Origin of the sequence: Nocardia sp. NBC_01730 (genome assembly GCF_035920445.1) — a bacterium.
Classification (GTDB): Bacteria; Actinomycetota; Actinomycetes; order Mycobacteriales; family Mycobacteriaceae; genus Nocardia.
In genome coordinates, this window is sequence record NZ_CP109162.1 from 7,239,964 (window position 1) to 7,255,394 (window position 15,431).

Sequence of the window (15,431 nt, forward strand, 5' to 3'; positions counted from 1 at the left end):
CGGCTGACATTCGGGCAACAAGCCCCGTCATGGGGCGAGGTCCACAGTTCACCGTTCGCTGCGCACGCCGATCCGCGCCAGTCGCATGGTCTCGGTCAGCAGCTTCGATACCGCGGCCGCCTCGGTGAGGAAGCCGTCGTGCCCGTCGCGCGAGTGTACGACCTCCAGCCCATCGCAGCCAGGTAGCAGATCAGCCAGCTCCTGCTGGGTCCAGAGCGGGTAGAGCCGGTCAGAGTCGACGCCGCCGACCACGCAGGGCACCGGTGTGGCCGCGAGGGCCGCCGCGACACCGCCGCGCCCGCGGCCGACGTCATGGCGGTTCATCGCTTCGGTCAGCAGTACATAGGTGGCGGGATCGAAGCGCTTGCACAGCTTCTCGGCCTGGTGGTCCAGGTAGCTCTGCACCGCGTAGCGGCCGCCGCGCGACGGATCTTCGTCGCCCTGGGGCTTGTTCTGGAACCGGTGGTCGAGCTCGGACTCGGTGCGGTAGGTCAGGTGCGCGATGCGTCGGGCGATGCCCATTCCTGCCATCGGGGCGCGGCCGGTGTCGTGATAGTCGCCGCCCTGCCAGTCGGGGTCGGCCTTGATCGCCGCGATCTGCGTGGTCTGAGTGCCGATCTGGTCGGCGGTGGCGCGCGCGCCGACCGCGAGCACCAGTGCGGAGGCGACCCGTTCCGGCGCGCCGACCATCCACTCCAGCACCCGCATGCCGCCCATCGACCCGCCGACGACGGCGGCGAGCCGCCGGATGCCGAGCAGATCCATCAGCGCCGCCTCCGCGGTCACCTGGTCCCGGATGGAGATCTCCGGAAACCGTGTGCCCCAAGGGTTTCCGTCCGGAGCGCGGGTGGACGGGCCGGTGCTACCCATACAGCCGCCGAGCACGTTCGTCGCGATCACACACCATTCGTCGGTGTCCAGCGGCGCGCCGGGACCGACCATCCCGTCCCACCAGCCGGGCAACGGGTGGATGCCATCGGGCCTGCCGACGACGTGCGAATCGCCGGTCAGCGCGTGTTCGACAAGCACGACATTGTCCAGCGCGGGAGAGAGCTCACCCCAGCGCTGCACGGCCAAGTGGACGTCCGGAACGACCGCGCCGCTCTCCAGTAGCGCGTCCCCGATGTCGACGATGCCGAGCTGCCCGTCCGGAGGCGGCAGTACTACGCCGGAGGGACGGCCGGTATTCGGTTCGATACGCACGGTCACGACGCCGCCGCCGAGAAACCGGCGCGAGGGTCGGTGTCGATATCTTGGATACCGACTGCGGGGCGGACCAGGCTGTAGGTGGCTCTTGACGTCGATTTCTCGTCGGGTGTCAGGCGAGAACGCGTCCGCAGTCCAATCTGTACAGACGCGGGCTGAATCACGAGAGAACGCACATTCCCGAGGTCATGGCTCTGCGGGGCCGACCCGCCGACGGCCTTCTTGCCCGCGCCGCCGCGCCGCTCGAATGCGGCGACCGTCCCGGTCGGGATCAGTCGCTGCCTGTGCGTACGAGCGCTCGTCATGCCGGAACGAACCTGTCCGACGTGAATCTGCTCAGTGTCGAACGACACCTGCGGCAGGTAGTTTCCGGTCGCGGGTGCGGTGAAATCACTCATGGTTTTGCTCCAAAGCAGGTGTTCGCCGGTACTGGAGGGTTATCCGGGTGCGTGTGAACAACAACACATTTCGGCGACCTCCTGAGCGCGCTTGCTCCCGACTTTCGGGAGCCAGGTCATCACCCGGAGCACCCCACCGCGGCTGGAGGGTTGCCGACCAGCGAGCCGGGGCTTGGCGCTGGCACTCATGACCTTTTCGGCATCATAGCTGGCAGGCGGTCAGCCTTCGAAATCTTCCGGCGAACTCACTGGCCATCGCTGGTTCGCGCGACGCAGCAGGTGCGTACGAACTCGTCGAAGGTGTCGATGAACGCGGCGCGTCCTGCCGCGGCCGCGGCCGCGGTCGCAAGGTCGTCCTGAACGAACGCCTCGCCTGAGCACTCCATGCCGACGTGGCCGATCAGCTGCCAGGTTCCGACGATCAGGCGCACCGCGGGCGAGTCGGGTTCGGTGCCGAGCCGCTCGGCCACCACGGCCGCGATCGCGGCGGTCCTGTCGTCGGCATGTTCGAGGCTGCGCGCGCTGACCGACGGGCTGCTGCGCAGAATCCGCTGCATCTGCTGGAACTGCCGGAACGAGATCGGTCCCGTGTTGCCTTCGTCGGCAGCCTGGCCCACCACGTGCAAGAACGCCTCGCGCAGCGCCTCGAGTTCGTTGCCTGCGACCGGAAGGTCGCGCAGAGTCTCGGCGACGGCGAGCCCGAAGTCCTTCACCGGGCCGAGGACGATGTCCTCTTTGCTGTCGAAGTAGCGGTTGATCGTGCGCGGCGAGACATCGGCGGCGTTGGCGATCTGCTCGACCGTTGTCGCGTCGAAGCCCTGGGTGTCACACAGGTCGAGGCCGACCTCGATGATGCGCAGCCTGGTCTGCTGCTTCTTGCGTTCGCGCAGGCCGGGCTGCCCCGGGTTCGCTGGTGGGCTCGCGGAGGTGTCCGCCGCTGCGCTCGCGCCGATCGGCGCTGATGACTCGAGCATGTGCACATCGTATCGCGATCTGACAGTTTCATGTCTAGAACAGCCAAATGTCGTATTACGACTTTTTTCTCTTGACGACAAATGTCGCCAAATGACAGGATGGCTCCACTACTTCGACCAACGAGGAGATGACGGTGACCGAGACTGCGAAAGCGGTAGACGTTCCGGAAAGACAGGGCAGTTCGGCGCGCTGGCTTGCGCTGGGGGTGATCGCATTGGCCCAGCTCATGGTGGTTCTGGACGCCACGATCGTGACCATCTCGCTGCCGTTCGCCCAGCGCGATCTCGACATCAGTGACGGCAACCGGCAATGGATGCTCACGGCCTACACACTGATCTTCGGCGGCCTGCTGCTGCTGGGCGGTCGGCTGGCCGACTACCTGGGGCGGCGCCGGATCTTCCTCATCGGGCTGGTCGGCTTCGCAGGCGCCTCCGCCCTGGCCGGTCTCGCGCAGAATGGCGCCGAGATGTTTGCCGGGCGTGCGCTCCAGGGTGCGTTCGCCGCACTGCTCGCGCCGGCCGCGCTCTCGCTGCTGTCGGTGACCTTCACTGAACCCGGTGAGCGCGCCAAGGCCTTCGGCCTGTTCGCCGGCGTCTCCGCCGGCGGCGCGGCGCTCGGATTGATCGCGGGAGGCGCACTCACCGAGTACGCCTCCTGGCGCTGGTGCCTGCTGGTCAACACGCCGGTCGCGTTCCTTGCGCTGCTCGGCGCGCTGGCCTGGGTGGTGAAGGACGTGCCGACGCCGCGCAGCGGAGGTTACGACGTGCCGGGCGCCGTCACCGTGACGACGGGTCTGATCGCCATTGTGTACGGCTTCAGCCGCGCCGCCGACGACGGCTGGCTGGCGGGCAGCACCCTCGCGCTGCTCATCGTGGGGCTGGGCTTGCTCATCGCCTTCATCGCGATCGAACGGCGCTCGTCGAACCCGCTGTTGCCGCTGCACATTCCTGGGGAGATCAACCGGGGTGGCGCGTTCCTTGCCGCGCTGCTCATCCCGATCGCCATGTTCGCGATGTTCCTGTTCCTGAGCTACTACTTCCAGATCACGCTCGGCTACTCCGCGCTGAAGGCAGGCTTCGCGTTCCTGCCCTTCCCTGCGGGCATCGCGATCTCCGCGGGCGTCACCAGCGCGTTGCTGCCGAAGCTCGGGCCGCGTCCGCTGATGGTGGGCGGCGCCGTGCTCGGGGTCATCGGCCTGGTGCTGCTCGCGCAACTGGGCTACGGCGACAGTTACCTCGCGGGTGTGCTGCCCGCTCAGGTGTTGATCGCGCTGGGCATGGGCCCGCTGTTCGTCGGCATGCAGACCGTTGCCCTGCATCAAGTGGAGGAAGAGGACTCGGGTGTGGCCTCCGCGCTGCTGAACGCGGCGCAGCAGGTCGGCGGCGCGGTCGGCACAGCGTTGCTGACCACCATCTCGGTGCAGGTCGCCAAGACCTTCGCGGCGAACAATCCGGCCATCGACAACTTGGCCGCGCGTGCCGCGATCCACAGCTACGACGTGGCCTTCTACGTCGGCGCCGGGTTCTTCCTCGCGGCTATCCCGGTCATCGCCCTCATGATCCGGGATCGGCCCGAGAGCCTGATCGAAGGCTCCGAACAAGGCGCTGCAGGTGCCTCGGACGCCCGGGTTCCGGTCGCGGTCTGATTCGGTCGCACGAGGTCCGCGTATCGCACCGGCGATGCGCGGACCTCGTCGTTTCCTGTGCGTCGCGGTATCGAGGGGTTGCCGACGGCCGCGGTCGTTGCGCGCCGTGAAGATGCCGCCGACCTACCAATCGGTAACCATCGTGGCCCGGCTCACCCCGGGGGCTGCCCGCGTGGTGAGATCTTCGGAAGCAGTACGCTTGTCTTGTTTGCACCAGAAGTCTCGCGGACAACGCGGGACATATACGTTGTCTGTTGGAACAGCTGGGGTCCGCTCACAAGCGTCTTCGCCTGGCCGTGCAATAAGGGCACCATCCTAGGAGGACACGAAGATCCATGTCCAAGATCAAGGTTGAAGGCACCGTCGTCGAACTCGACGGCGACGAGATGACCCGGATCATCTGGCAGTTCATCAAGGACAAACTGATCCACCCGTATCTCGACGTGAACCTGGAGTATTACGACCTGGGTATCGAGTACCGGGACAAGACAGACGACCAGGTCACGATCGACGCCGCCAATGCCATCAAGCAGCACGGCGTCGGCGTGAAGTGCGCCACCATCACCCCGGACGAGGCGCGCGTCGAGGAGTTCGGCCTGAAGAAGATGTGGCGGTCGCCCAACGGCACCATCCGCAACATTCTCGGCGGCACGATCTTCCGCGCCCCGATCATCATTTCCAACGTCCCGCGCCTGGTGCCGGGCTGGACCAAGCCGATCATCATCGGCCGTCACGCATTCGGCGATCAGTATCGCGCCACCGATTTCAAGGTGTTCCAAGGCGGAACTGTCACCCTCACCTTCACCCCGGACGACGGCAGCGAGCCGATCGTGCACGAGGTCGTGAAGATGCCCGAGGACGGCGGCGTTGTGATGGGCATGTACAACTTCAAGAAGTCCATCGAGGATTTCGCGCGCGCTTCGCTCAACTACGGGCTCGCGCAGAACTATCCGGTGTACATGTCCACGAAGAACACCATCCTGAAGGCCTACGACGGTATGTTCAAGGACACCTTCCAGGAGGTCTTCGACGCCGAGTTCAAGACCCAGTTCGACGCGGCCGGCCTCACCTACGAGCACCGCCTGATCGACGACATGGTCGCCTCGTCCATGAAATGGGAGGGCGGTTACGTCTGGGCCTGCAAGAACTACGACGGCGACGTGCAGTCCGACACCGTCGCGCAGGGCTTCGGCTCGCTCGGCCTGATGACCTCCGTGTTGCTGACCCCGGACGGCCGCACCTGTGAGGCCGAGGCCGCGCACGGCACCGTCACCCGGCACTACCGCCAGCACCAGCAGGGCAAGCCGACCTCGACCAATCCGATCGCGTCGATCTTCGCCTGGACCCGCGGCCTCGAGCACCGCGGCAAGCTGGACAGCACTCCTGAGGTCATCGGCTTCGCGCAGACCCTGGAGGACGTCGTCATCAAGACCGTCGAGGGCGGCCAGATGACCAAGGACCTCGCGCTGCTCGTCGGCGGGGACCAGGGCTACCTGAGCACCGAGGAGTTCCTCGGCGCGCTGGACGCCAACCTGGCTCGCGCGTTGCGCTGAGCCGACCCGGCGCCGAACCGTCTCGGCGCCGAGCTGCGGGGCCGAGGCATAGTGCTCGGCCGACTCCGGCGCTGGGTGGGTACCCAGCGCCGGGCTGAACGGAATCGGGCACCCGACCCACCTGTGGTGGAGCGGGTGCCCGCACTGTTTTTGCCAGGTCAGTTCCGGCTCGCCACGCCGCTGCCGATCAGGCCGGCGACGGCACGGGTGAAGCTCGCCGAACCGTTGCCGCGTTCGACTTCCGCGTCGAACAGTCGCTGCAACGGGTCGAGCAGATCCGTCGGCACGCCCTGGGTGCGGCTGGCAGTCCGGATAGTGGCCAGGCCCGCCTGGTTGACCACCAGGTCGGAGAAGTTGACCGGGAACTCCCCGGAGTCGACCTCCGCGGCGAGCACCGGCAGCATGTCCAGCAGTGCGCGGAACCAGGGGACCAGGAAGTTGTCGGTGAACTCGCCGGCAGTGAAGTTCTCGCTGCCCACCATCGCGACGGCCTGGAAGAACCCGCCGAACATGCCGTACATGCCCGCGAGCACCGCCATGTCGTGCAGCCCTGCCAGGCCGGCGTCCGCACCGAGGTACTTCGCGTTCCCGAGTTCGGCGATGGTGTCGGCGTGCTCGGCCTGCGCGATGGGGGAGCCGCTGTACATCAGCAGGGTGTCGGGCGTGCCGAGGGTCTGCGGCACGCCGAGGATGCCGCCGTCCAGGAAGTAGCCGCCGCGGCCGCTGAGCGCGACGGCCAGTTCGCGCGCCTCATCCTGCCGTCCGGTGGCAACGTTCAGGATGGTGCGTCCGTCCAGCCCGCCGGGGGTCGAGCCGAGCAGGGCGGCGGCCCCGCCGGTGTCGGCCACCGCGACCACGACCAGCTTGCCGGCGGCGATCGCCTCAGCAGGCGTCGCCGCAGGCCGCGCGCCCAGCTCCGCGAGCCGGTTTCCCTTGTCGGACCGGTTCCACACGACGGTCGGGTGTCCGTTGCGCAGGAAGATCTCGGCGATCGTCGCGCCGATGCGCCCCAAGCCGAGGACGGTCACCGGAGTCCGGTTGTCATTCATTGGTTCCTCCGTCGGTTCGTGAGTTCGGTGTGTGTGGGGCGCCCGGAGACCAGTCTCGGTGCTGCGGGCAGCGCGAAGTGAGTGGCAGGACTGCCCATAATCAAACGTTTCCTGCCATGCTGGTGGTATGACTGGTCGAACCGTCGCGATGGCACTCGCTCCCGGCGCCATGCACCCCTGGGATCTCTACGAGCTGGGCGTGGTGGCCTCGATCTTCGGCACGCCGCAGCCCGATCTGGCCGACCCTTGGTACGACCTGCGGGTCTGCTCGGTGACCTTGGCGACGGACGCGCAGCCGATGGGTTTCGGCGCGTTCCTGCGGCCGGAGTACGGGCTCGCGGAACTGCTGGAGGCCGATACGGTCATCGTCCCTTCGGTCGCGCAGGACTGCGTCACCGCCGAACGTGAACTGCCGCGGGAACTGCTCGACGCCCTTGTCGAAGCGCATCGCCGCGGCGCGCGCATAGTCGCCCTCTGCGACGGCACGTTCGCCCTCGCCGCCGCCGGGATCTTGCACGGGCGCCGGGTCACCGCGCACTGGGAACACGCACCTCTGCTGGCCAAGCGCTACCCGAGTATCGAGGTCGACGGCTCGGTGCTCTACGTCGACGACGACGACATACTCACCAGCGCGGGCATGACCGCCGCGCTCGACCTCTGCCTGCACCTGGTCCGGCGGGATCTCGGTGCGGCCGTCGCCAACCGGCTGGCCCGGCGCATGGTGATCCCGCCGCACCGCTCCGGAGGGCAGGCGCAATTCGTCGACCTGACCATTCCGGCGCGCGCGGAGGACGATCTCGGCCCCGTGCTGCAATGGGCCATCGCGCACCTCGACGAGCCGCTCACCGTCGAGACCCTCGCCGCCAAGGCCACCATGAGCCAGCGCACCTTCCACCGCCGCCTGCAGCAGTCCACCGGCGTGACCCCGATGCAGTGGCTGCTCGGCCAGCGCCTCGCACACGCCCAATCCCTGCTGGAATCTACCGATTACGGCATCGAACGAATCAGCCGCATGTCCGGCCTCGGCACCGCCACCAACCTGCGCCGCCATTTCTCCGGTGTCATCGGGGTTACTCCGGCGGAATACCGCCGCACTTTCCAGCGGCGCTCTCCGGCGGATGCCAGTGCGGGTAGGAAATCCCGGGTCGGATCGGCGGCGGACTGAAGCGTGCGAATTCTTGTGTCTTGCAGTGCACATCGCTGACACCGCAGGCACGTGGTTCGGCGGGATTCGGCTACGCCACGTCGCCGTAGGCGCCACCCTCGCGGTTCTCGGCATTCTCCCGACGAGTCCGTCGCCGGACCCGCGTTCTCGGGAGCCGCCGCGTACTGCTGTCGGGGCAGCGGTAGCGCGCGATCCTTGCCACAGGAGGGAGGTTCGTCCCGATTGCGGCTTCCGGAGCTGACCTACATGATTTCTCGATGGCACGGTGGTCGAACTCACGTCTGCTCTGGGAAGCGGATCCGCCGGCCGAGCGGTTACATGACCGTGTGACCCTGGTAGCCACTCGCACGCGCGCACGTCCCGACGAGGCCGAGCGGACGCGTTGGCACATTCCCGCCATGTCGGCGCTGGCGCTCGGCGGATTCGGGATCGGCACAACCGAATTCGTCGCCATGGGGTTGCTGCCAGACATCGCTTCCTCCATGCGAGTCTCAGAACCGACCGCGGGCCACGCGGTGTCGGCCTACGCGCTCGGCGTGGTGATCGGTGCTCCGGTGATCGCCGCACTGTCCGCGCGAGTTCAACGCAAGCAATTGCTCATCGCGCTGATGGTCGCGTTCACCCTGGGTAACGTGGCCACCGTGCTGGCGCCCTCGTTCCAGACGCTGGTGCTCGCGCGGTTCGTCTCCGGGTTGCCGCACGGCGCCTACTTTGGTGTCGCCTCGCTCGCCGCCGCCACGCTCGCCCCGGTGGGGCAGCGGGCCAAGGCGATTGCCGCAGTTATGCTGGGGCTGAGCGCCGCCAATGTCGTCGGCGTTCCCGCCGCCACCTGGCTCGGCCAGCATCTCGGCTGGCGCGACGCGTTCGTGGTGGTCGCGGTGATCGGCGTCGCCACCGTCGCGGCCCTGATTCGTTTCGTCCCGGCACTCACCGGCATCAAAGCGACCAACCCGATGATCGAACTCGGCGCGCTGCGCCGCCCCCAGGTGCTGTTGACCCTGCTGGTCGGTGCCGTCGGCTTCGGCGGCATGTTCGCCGTCTACACCTACATCGCGACCACGCTCACCGACGTCGCGGGAATGCGGGCCGGGCTGGTGCCGGTGGTGCTGATGCTGTTCGGCGTCGGCATGGTGGTCGGCAACATCGCCGGCGGCGTGCTGGCCGACCGCGGCGTGGACCGTGCGATCTTCGCGTCCATGATCGCTATGGCCGTCATCCTCGCCGTTTTCGTCGCCGCCGCGCACAACCCGTACACCGCGGCCGTCGGGGCATTCCTGGTCGGCGCCTCCGGAGCCGTGTTGTCGCCCAGCCTGCAGACCCGCCTGATGGACGTCGCCGCCGACGCCCAAACGCTCGCCGCCGCCCTGAACCACGCTGCCTTGAACACCGCCAACGCCGGCGGCGCCTGGCTCGGAGGTATCGTCATCGCCGCGGGCCTCGGCTATACCGCTCCCGCCATCGTCGGCGCGGGTCTCGCTGTTCTCGGCATCCTCCTCTTCCTCCTCACCACCTGGATCGCCCGTCGCCCCACCACCCACTCCTGACCCCAGCGCGAGTGGTACCTGTTGCGGCAGCGGCCGAGAGGTCTCTTTGCCATCCGCTCGCCGGAACATACAGAGCTGTATGTAAGTGTAGGATCGGCGGATGGCCAGGGGTGTACCGGTGAAGCGGCAGCGGCGTACGCAGGAGCAGCGCAGCACCGAGATGCGCGCCCGGTTGCTGGACGCGACGGTGGATTGCCTGGTCGAGTACGGGTATGCGGGGACGACTACCCCCCGGGTGGCCGAACGGGCGGGAGTGACCCGCGGGGCTCAGGTGCACCACTTCGGTTCGAGGACCGATCTGGTGGTCGCCGCGATCAGCCATTTGGCGCAGCTGCGCGCCGAGACCGCGATGCGGGAGATGTCCCGGGTCGAGGGCGGTGTCGATCCGGTCGCGGCGGCGCTGGACTTCCTGTGGGAGCTGCACCAGGGCCCGCTGTTCATCGCGACCGTCGAACTGTGGGTGGCCGGGCGGACCGATCCGGTGCTCGCCGCCACGATGGAGAAGGTCGAGCCGTTCGTCAACAACGCCGTCCTGATGGCGGTCGCCCGCTTCGTGCCGGACGACGTACGCCGTAAGGAGGCGCGCGACTTCATCTACACCGCGATGGACGCGCTGCGCGGCATCCTGATCTCCAACTTCATCGACCCGGATCCCGAACGCGCCCACCGCCGCTGGCGCCGCGCCTGCGCCCACCTCCGCGAGATCGCCGCCGCCGCCCTCACCACCGAATAGCCGGTATGCCCGGATCGGGACTTCTGGGCTGTCCAACTCGTCGAGTGAGCCTTGTTCCCGAACTGTCGCGAGGCGCGGCTGCTCGCGCGTTTCCGTGTCGCCGAGTCGGTAGCGCTTCAGCGAATCGGCTCGCATACACATCTCGCTGTATGTGACAGAAGTCCGTAAACCCCTGGCCATCGGGGCTGGCTGGGCGCAGTCGGTTCGATCCCCTTGCGTACTTACATACATCTTTGTATGTTTGTTTCGGCTGGATCCGGACGGGTCGGCCCATGACCATCCGCCGCGCCCGCGGAGCGCGCACTATCTGAGGAGTTCGATGGCGAACAGGGTCTACGTCGTCGGCGTCGGCATGACGAAATTCGAGAAGCCGGGCCGCCGCAAGAACGACGACGGCAGCGACTGGGACTACCCGCACATGGCCAAGGAATCGGGGACCAAGGCACTCGCGGACGCCGGCATCGCCTATGACCTGGTGGAGCAGGCCTACGTCGGCTATGTCTACGGCGAGTCCACCTCGGGACAACGCGCCGTCTACGAACTCGGCCGCACCGGCATCCCGGTGGTCAACGTGAACAACAACTGCTCCACCGGCTCGACCGCGCTCTACCTCGCGGCGCAGGCGATCCGGGGCGGGCTGGCCGACTGCACACTGGCGCTGGGCTTCGAGAAGATGCAACCGGGCTCGCTCGGCTCCACCTGGGACGACCGCGAGCAGCCGATGGCCGAGCACGTCATGGCGCTCGCCGAGATCTCCGAGGTGCTGTTCCCGGTGGCACCGTGGATGTTCGGCGCCGCGGGCCGCGAGCACATGAAGCAGTACGGCACCACCGCGGAGCATTTCGCGAAGATCGGCTACAAAAACCACAGGCACTCGGTGCACAACCCGTACTCCCAGTTCCAGGACGAGTACACGCTCGACGACATCCTCGGCTCGCGGATGATCTACGACCCGCTCACCAAGCTGCAGTGCTCGCCGACCTCCGACGGGTCCGGCGCGGTGATCCTGGCGAGTGCGGACTTCGTGAACAAGCACGATCTCGCCGCGCAGGCGGTGGAGATCGTCGGCCAAGTGATGACCACCGACTTCGCCTCCACGTTCGACGGCACCGCCAAGAACCTCATCGGCTACGACATGAACGTCCAAGCCGCGCGGAAGGTCTATCAGCAGGCCGGGCTCGGCCCCGAGGACTTCCAGGTCATCGAGCTGCACGACTGCTTCTCGGCCAACGAACTGCTGCTGTACGAAGCTCTCGGCCTGTGCGGCGCGGGCGAGGCGGGGAAGCTGATCGACGACAACCAGACCACCTACGGCGGCAAGTGGGTCGTGAACCCCTCCGGTGGCCTGATTTCCAAGGGCCACCCACTCGGTGCCACCGGTCTGGCGCAGTGCTCCGAACTGACCTGGCAGTTGCGCGGCACCGCGGACAAGCGGCAGGTGGACAACGTCACCGCCGCGCTCCAGCACAACATCGGCCTCGGCGGCGCCGCGGTCGTCACCGCCTACCAGCGCGCCGACCGCTGAATGCGGCTCACGCCGCACCCGACGAGGAGCAGAAGATTATGGGACACATCGAAGCCACCAAGGACGTCAACGCCACCCCCGAGGCGCTGTGGGCGGTCGTCTCCGACCCGCAGACCTGGGACAAGTGGTTCACCATCCACGAGCGCTTCATGGAGGAGCCGCCTGTCGTGCTGAACGAGGGTGTCAAGCTGGTCGCCAAGATCGTGATGCTCGGTATGGCGAACAAACTGGAGTGGACCGTCGTTTCGGTCGCCGCGCCGAACAAACTGACCCTCGGCGGCGCGGGCATGGCCGGGGTGAAGACCGAATTCACCTTCGACATCCAGCCCAAAGGCGATGGGAGCACGATCTTGGTGTCCGGCGAATTCGAGGGCGCGCTGATCAAGGGCGCGCTGGGCAAGGCGGTCGAGAAGGACGGCATCAAGCAGCTCGATCGGTCACTCGAACAGCTCGACGCGCTGGCCTCGGTATGAGCACCGAGACCACCGCTGCCCGCGTTGTCGAGTTCGACGACGCGGGCCTGGAAACCTGGTGTGACGAAGAGCGTTTCGAAGTCACCGGCGCGCGTATCGCGGAGTACGCCGCAGCGACCAACGATCCGATCGCCGCGCACTTGGCGGGGGTGGTGGCCCCGCCCGTCTTCGCCATCGTCCCGGTCTTCGAGGCCATGATGATGCCGGTGATCGACGTCGCGCCGATGGACATCTTCGGCCGGGTCGTACACGGGGAGCAGGACTTCCACTGCCATCGGGCGATCCTGCCAGGCGATCGGCTGGTGTCGCGCGCCAAGGCGACCGGCTACACCAGCCGCTCCAACGGGACGGCCATCACGATTCTCATCGAATGCCGCAGCGAGACAGGCGAACTGGTCAACGAGCAGTATCTGACCGCCTTCTTCCGCAATGTCGACGCGGGAAAGACTGTCGGGGAGGCCGCTCCCGCGCACAAGTTCGACGAGAGGTTGCGCGGGCAGGAGCCGATCGCGGTCGTGCCACAGCACGTCGACAACAACCAGACCTTCCGCTACGCACCGGCTTCCGGCGATCCGGTGCCGCTGCACCTGGACGAGCAGGTGGCCGAGGATGCCGGGCTGCCCGGCATCATCGCGCATGGGCTGTGCACCATGGCTTTCGCGTCGTGGGCGGTGCTCGGCGAGGTGGGTGGCTCGGAGGTGCGTCGGCTGAAGCGCTTCGCGGTGCGCTTCGCGAAGCTGGTCTTTCCCGGAGACGATCTGGAGACCCGCATCTGGAAGGTCGGCTCGGCCGACGGCATGACCACCTACGCGTTCGAGACCGTACGCGGTGCGGATGTCGTCCTCAGCGACGGACTGGCGGAAATCGCCGACTGATTCGGCGGTCATTCCGGTGTCTGCCGGAGCTCTGCCACAGCATTCACACACCCCATCGCTCGGATGAAGGAGACAACATATGGGTGCACTGGCTGGACGGGTCGCCGTCATCACCGGTGCAGGCCGCGGCATCGGCCGCGAGCACGCACTGCTGTTCGCGAAGGAAGGCGCCGCCGTGGTCGTCAACGACCGCGGCGGCAGCAATGCGGGCGAGGGAACCGACAGCGGACCCGCGCAGGAGGTCGTGAACGAGATCGTCGCCGCCGGCGGAAGGGCGGTCGCCAACACCGACGACATCGCCACCTGGGGCGGCGCAAAAAACGTTGTGGTGCAGTCTATTTCGGAGTTCGACGGGCTCGATATCGTGGTCAACAACGCGGGCATCCTGCGCGACGCTTTCCTCGCGGGCATGGACGAGGCGCAGTGGGACACGGTGATCGCCGTGCACCTCAAGGGCCATGCCGCGGTGCTGCACCATGCCGCCGCGTACTGGAAGGAACAGTCCAAGGCGGGCAGGCAGCCGAATGCCGCGGTGATCAACACGGCCTCGGCCTCCGGCACCACCGTGCCGAACGCAGGCCAGGCCAACTACGGCGCGGCCAAGGCGGGGATCGCCGCGCTGACCCTGGTCGCCGCCGAAGAGTTGGCGCGCTACGGCGTGCGCGTCAACGCGATCGCACCGATCGCGCGCACCCGCCTCACCCTGGCCACGCCAGGTATGGGCGATATCATGGCGGCCGAGGCCGAAGCCGTCGAGGAGGGCGGTTTCGACGCCTTCAGCCCGGCCAATATCTCGCCGCTGGTGGCCTACCTGGCCGGCGACAAGTGCTCGCTCACCGGCAAGGTGTTCGCGGTGCAGGGCGGCGCCATCTCCGAGCTGGCCGGTTGGCACGACGTCAAGACCATCGAGACCGAGGGGCCGTGGGCGATCGACGACATCGCCGCCCGGCTGCCCTGACCGCGCGGGAACGTTAGGAGAACAACGACGATGTTCGAATGGTCCGAGACCGATGTGCTGATCCGCGATGCCGTCCGGGCGTTCATCGACAAGGAGATCCGCCCCAACCTGGACGCGCTCGACAGCGGCGAACTGCCGCCGTATCCGATTCTCCGAAAACTGTTCAGCCAGTTCGGGATCGATGCCATGGGCGGCGAGGCCGTGGACAAGATGCTGGCCGAGCAGCGGGCGCGCGAGGCGGCAGCCCCCGGCGAGACGAAGCCGGAGAAGACGAAGAAGTCGTCCGGCGCAAGCCCGTTCGGCGGGCAGGAGTCGTTGATGGCGGTGCTGATCGGCGAGCTGTCCGGGGTGTGCATGGGCCTGGTCACCGCAATGGGCGTGAGCACCGGGCTCGGCGCAACCACCATCATGTCGCGTGGCACGCTTGCGCAGAAAGAGCGCTGGCTGAAGGATATCGTCACCATGAAGAAGGTCGCGTCGTGGGCGATCACCGAACCGGATTCCGGTTCGGACGCGTTCGGTGGCATGAAGACCTACGTCAAACGCGATGGTGCGGACTACATCCTCAATGGACAGAAGACCTTCATCACCAACGGGCCCTACGCCGACGTGATGATCGTCTACGCCAAGCTCGACGACGGTGCGGGCGGAGACAAGCGCGAACGCGAGGTGCTCACCTTCGTGCTCGACAAGGGCATGGAAGGCCTCAGCCAGGGCAAGCCGTTCCAGAAGATGGGACTGCACTCCTCGCCGACCGGTGAGCTGTTCTTCGACAACGTGCGGGTCGGCCGGGACCGGTTACTCGGTGAGACCGAGAAGCACGAGGGCGGCGACGGCAGGGACAGCGCCCGTTCCAGCTTCACCGCCGAGCGCATCGGCGTCGCCTTCATGGCGCTGGGCATCATCAACGAATGCCACCGGCTCTGCCTGGCGTACGCCAAGAGCCGCAAGCTCTGGGGCCAGGAGATCGGACGGTTCCAGCTGGTTCAGTTGAAGCTGGCGAAAATGGAGATCGCGCGAATCAACGTGCAGAACATGGTCTTCAACACCCTCGAACGAGGTAGGGCGGGCAAGCCGCCGACGCTCGCCGAGGCCTCCGCGATGAAGCTGTACGCGTCAGAGGCGGCCACCGAGGTCGCCATGGAGGCGGTCCAGCTGTTCGGCGGCAACGGCTACATGACCGAATACCGCGTGGAACAGCTCGCACGCGACGCCAAGTCGCTGATGATCTACGCGGGCAGCAACGAAATCCAGGTGACGCACATCGCCAAGGGCTTGCTCGCGCAATAGTGCCCGAGCCTGGGCACTTCGCGCTTGACCCTATACAACGAC

At 67.1% G+C, this 15,431-nt stretch carries 14 protein-coding genes and 1 riboswitch; of the genes, 10 read left to right on the forward strand and 4 right to left on the reverse strand.

Annotation, left to right across the window (positions count from 1 at the left end; all coding sequences use genetic code 11):
• Positions 1-48 precede the first annotated feature (48 nt).
• From metX to OHB12_RS29875, 3 genes are all read right to left on the reverse strand, one after another.
• On the reverse strand, positions 49-1,209 hold the full coding sequence (gene metX, locus OHB12_RS29865) for a homoserine O-acetyltransferase MetX (protein ID WP_327112870.1): 1,161 nt from the start codon (positions 1,207-1,209) through the stop codon (positions 49-51).
• Entirely contained in the window at positions 1,206-1,604 is a 399-nt protein-coding gene (locus tag OHB12_RS29870) for a hypothetical protein (RefSeq protein WP_327112872.1), read from the reverse strand. The genes metX and OHB12_RS29870 overlap by 4 nt, the downstream gene beginning before the upstream one ends.
• Before the next feature lie 82 nt (positions 1,605-1,686).
• A riboswitch (SAM riboswitch) is annotated at positions 1,687-1,797 on the reverse strand.
• Positions 1,798-1,849: 52 nt separating this feature from the next.
• Positions 1,850-2,578 (reverse strand): TetR family transcriptional regulator, encoded by a 729-nt coding sequence (locus OHB12_RS29875; protein WP_327112874.1) that lies wholly within the window; start codon positions 2,576-2,578, stop codon positions 1,850-1,852.
• A 128-nt stretch (positions 2,579-2,706) separates the two neighbouring features.
• Here OHB12_RS29875 and OHB12_RS29880 point away from each other — a divergent pair, with 128 nt between their 5' ends.
• Together OHB12_RS29880 and OHB12_RS29885 are read left to right on the forward strand one after the other, a co-directional pair.
• Complete coding sequence (locus OHB12_RS29880; protein ID WP_327112876.1) at positions 2,707-4,224, forward strand: MFS transporter; 1,518 nt, start codon at positions 2,707-2,709, stop codon at positions 4,222-4,224.
• 335 nt (positions 4,225-4,559) lie between these two features.
• Positions 4,560-5,777, forward strand: a complete 1,218-nt coding sequence (locus OHB12_RS29885; RefSeq protein ID WP_327112878.1) for an NADP-dependent isocitrate dehydrogenase — start codon at positions 4,560-4,562, stop codon at positions 5,775-5,777.
• Positions 5,778-5,935: 158 nt separating this feature from the next.
• Here OHB12_RS29885 and OHB12_RS29890 read toward each other — a convergent pair whose 3' ends face one another.
• Positions 5,936-6,826: an imine reductase family protein gene (locus tag OHB12_RS29890; RefSeq protein WP_327112880.1), complete on the reverse strand. Its 891-nt coding sequence runs from the start codon at positions 6,824-6,826 to the stop codon at positions 5,936-5,938.
• Between the two features lie 127 nt (positions 6,827-6,953).
• On the opposite strand from OHB12_RS29890, the gene OHB12_RS29895 reads away from it, so the two are divergent.
• From OHB12_RS29895 to OHB12_RS29930, 8 genes are all read left to right on the forward strand, one after another.
• Complete coding sequence (locus tag OHB12_RS29895; protein ID WP_327112882.1) at positions 6,954-7,991, forward strand: GlxA family transcriptional regulator; 1,038 nt, start codon at positions 6,954-6,956, stop codon at positions 7,989-7,991.
• A gap of 398 nt (positions 7,992-8,389) precedes the next feature.
• Positions 8,390-9,535: an MFS transporter gene (locus OHB12_RS29900; protein ID WP_327121605.1), complete on the forward strand. Its 1,146-nt coding sequence runs from the start codon at positions 8,390-8,392 to the stop codon at positions 9,533-9,535.
• Positions 9,536-9,635: 100 nt separating this feature from the next.
• Positions 9,636-10,268, forward strand: a complete 633-nt coding sequence (locus tag OHB12_RS29905; protein WP_327112884.1) for a TetR/AcrR family transcriptional regulator — start codon at positions 9,636-9,638, stop codon at positions 10,266-10,268.
• Positions 10,269-10,587: 319 nt separating this feature from the next.
• Positions 10,588-11,793 (forward strand): lipid-transfer protein, encoded by a 1,206-nt coding sequence (locus OHB12_RS29910; protein ID WP_327112886.1) that lies wholly within the window; start codon positions 10,588-10,590, stop codon positions 11,791-11,793.
• A 38-nt stretch (positions 11,794-11,831) separates the two neighbouring features.
• Positions 11,832-12,266 carry a type II toxin-antitoxin system Rv0910 family toxin gene (locus OHB12_RS29915; RefSeq protein ID WP_327112888.1) on the forward strand — a complete coding sequence of 145 codons (435 nt, stop codon included), beginning with the start codon at positions 11,832-11,834 and terminating at the stop codon, positions 12,264-12,266.
• A complete protein-coding gene (locus OHB12_RS29920) occupies positions 12,263-13,141 on the forward strand; it encodes a MaoC/PaaZ C-terminal domain-containing protein (protein ID WP_327112890.1) in 879 nt (292 codons plus the stop codon). The genes OHB12_RS29915 and OHB12_RS29920 overlap by 4 nt, the downstream gene beginning before the upstream one ends.
• Positions 13,142-13,220: 79 nt before the next feature.
• On the forward strand, positions 13,221-14,099 hold the full coding sequence (locus OHB12_RS29925) for an SDR family oxidoreductase (protein ID WP_327112892.1): 879 nt from the start codon (positions 13,221-13,223) through the stop codon (positions 14,097-14,099).
• A 30-nt stretch (positions 14,100-14,129) separates the two neighbouring features.
• Entirely contained in the window at positions 14,130-15,389 is a 1,260-nt protein-coding gene (locus OHB12_RS29930; RefSeq protein ID WP_327112894.1) for an acyl-CoA dehydrogenase family protein, read from the forward strand.
• The last annotated feature ends 42 nt before the right edge of the window (positions 15,390-15,431 follow it).

Excerpts from the sequence above, each read along its gene's own strand:
- OHB12_RS29870 (WP_327112872.1), bottom strand. The coding sequence starts at position 1,604 with ATGAGTGATTTCACCGCACCCGCGACCGGAAACTACCTGCCGCAGGTG.
- OHB12_RS29875 (WP_327112874.1), bottom strand. The coding sequence starts at position 2,578 with ATGCTCGAGTCATCAGCGCCGATCGGCGCGAGCGCAGCGGCGGACACC.
- OHB12_RS29880 (WP_327112876.1), top strand. The coding sequence starts at position 2,707 with ATGACGGTGACCGAGACTGCGAAAGCGGTAGACGTTCCGGAAAGACAG.
- OHB12_RS29885 (WP_327112878.1), top strand. The coding sequence starts at position 4,560 with ATGTCCAAGATCAAGGTTGAAGGCACCGTCGTCGAACTCGACGGCGAC.
- OHB12_RS29890 (WP_327112880.1), bottom strand. The coding sequence starts at position 6,826 with ATGAATGACAACCGGACTCCGGTGACCGTCCTCGGCTTGGGGCGCATC.
- OHB12_RS29895 (WP_327112882.1), top strand. The coding sequence starts at position 6,954 with ATGACTGGTCGAACCGTCGCGATGGCACTCGCTCCCGGCGCCATGCAC.
- OHB12_RS29900 (WP_327121605.1), top strand. The coding sequence starts at position 8,390 with ATGTCGGCGCTGGCGCTCGGCGGATTCGGGATCGGCACAACCGAATTC.
- OHB12_RS29905 (WP_327112884.1), top strand. The coding sequence starts at position 9,636 with ATGGCCAGGGGTGTACCGGTGAAGCGGCAGCGGCGTACGCAGGAGCAG.
- OHB12_RS29910 (WP_327112886.1), top strand. The coding sequence starts at position 10,588 with ATGGCGAACAGGGTCTACGTCGTCGGCGTCGGCATGACGAAATTCGAG.
- OHB12_RS29915 (WP_327112888.1), top strand. The coding sequence starts at position 11,832 with ATGGGACACATCGAAGCCACCAAGGACGTCAACGCCACCCCCGAGGCG.
- OHB12_RS29920 (WP_327112890.1), top strand. The coding sequence starts at position 12,263 with ATGAGCACCGAGACCACCGCTGCCCGCGTTGTCGAGTTCGACGACGCG.
- OHB12_RS29925 (WP_327112892.1), top strand. The coding sequence starts at position 13,221 with ATGGGTGCACTGGCTGGACGGGTCGCCGTCATCACCGGTGCAGGCCGC.
- OHB12_RS29930 (WP_327112894.1), top strand. The coding sequence starts at position 14,130 with ATGTTCGAATGGTCCGAGACCGATGTGCTGATCCGCGATGCCGTCCGG.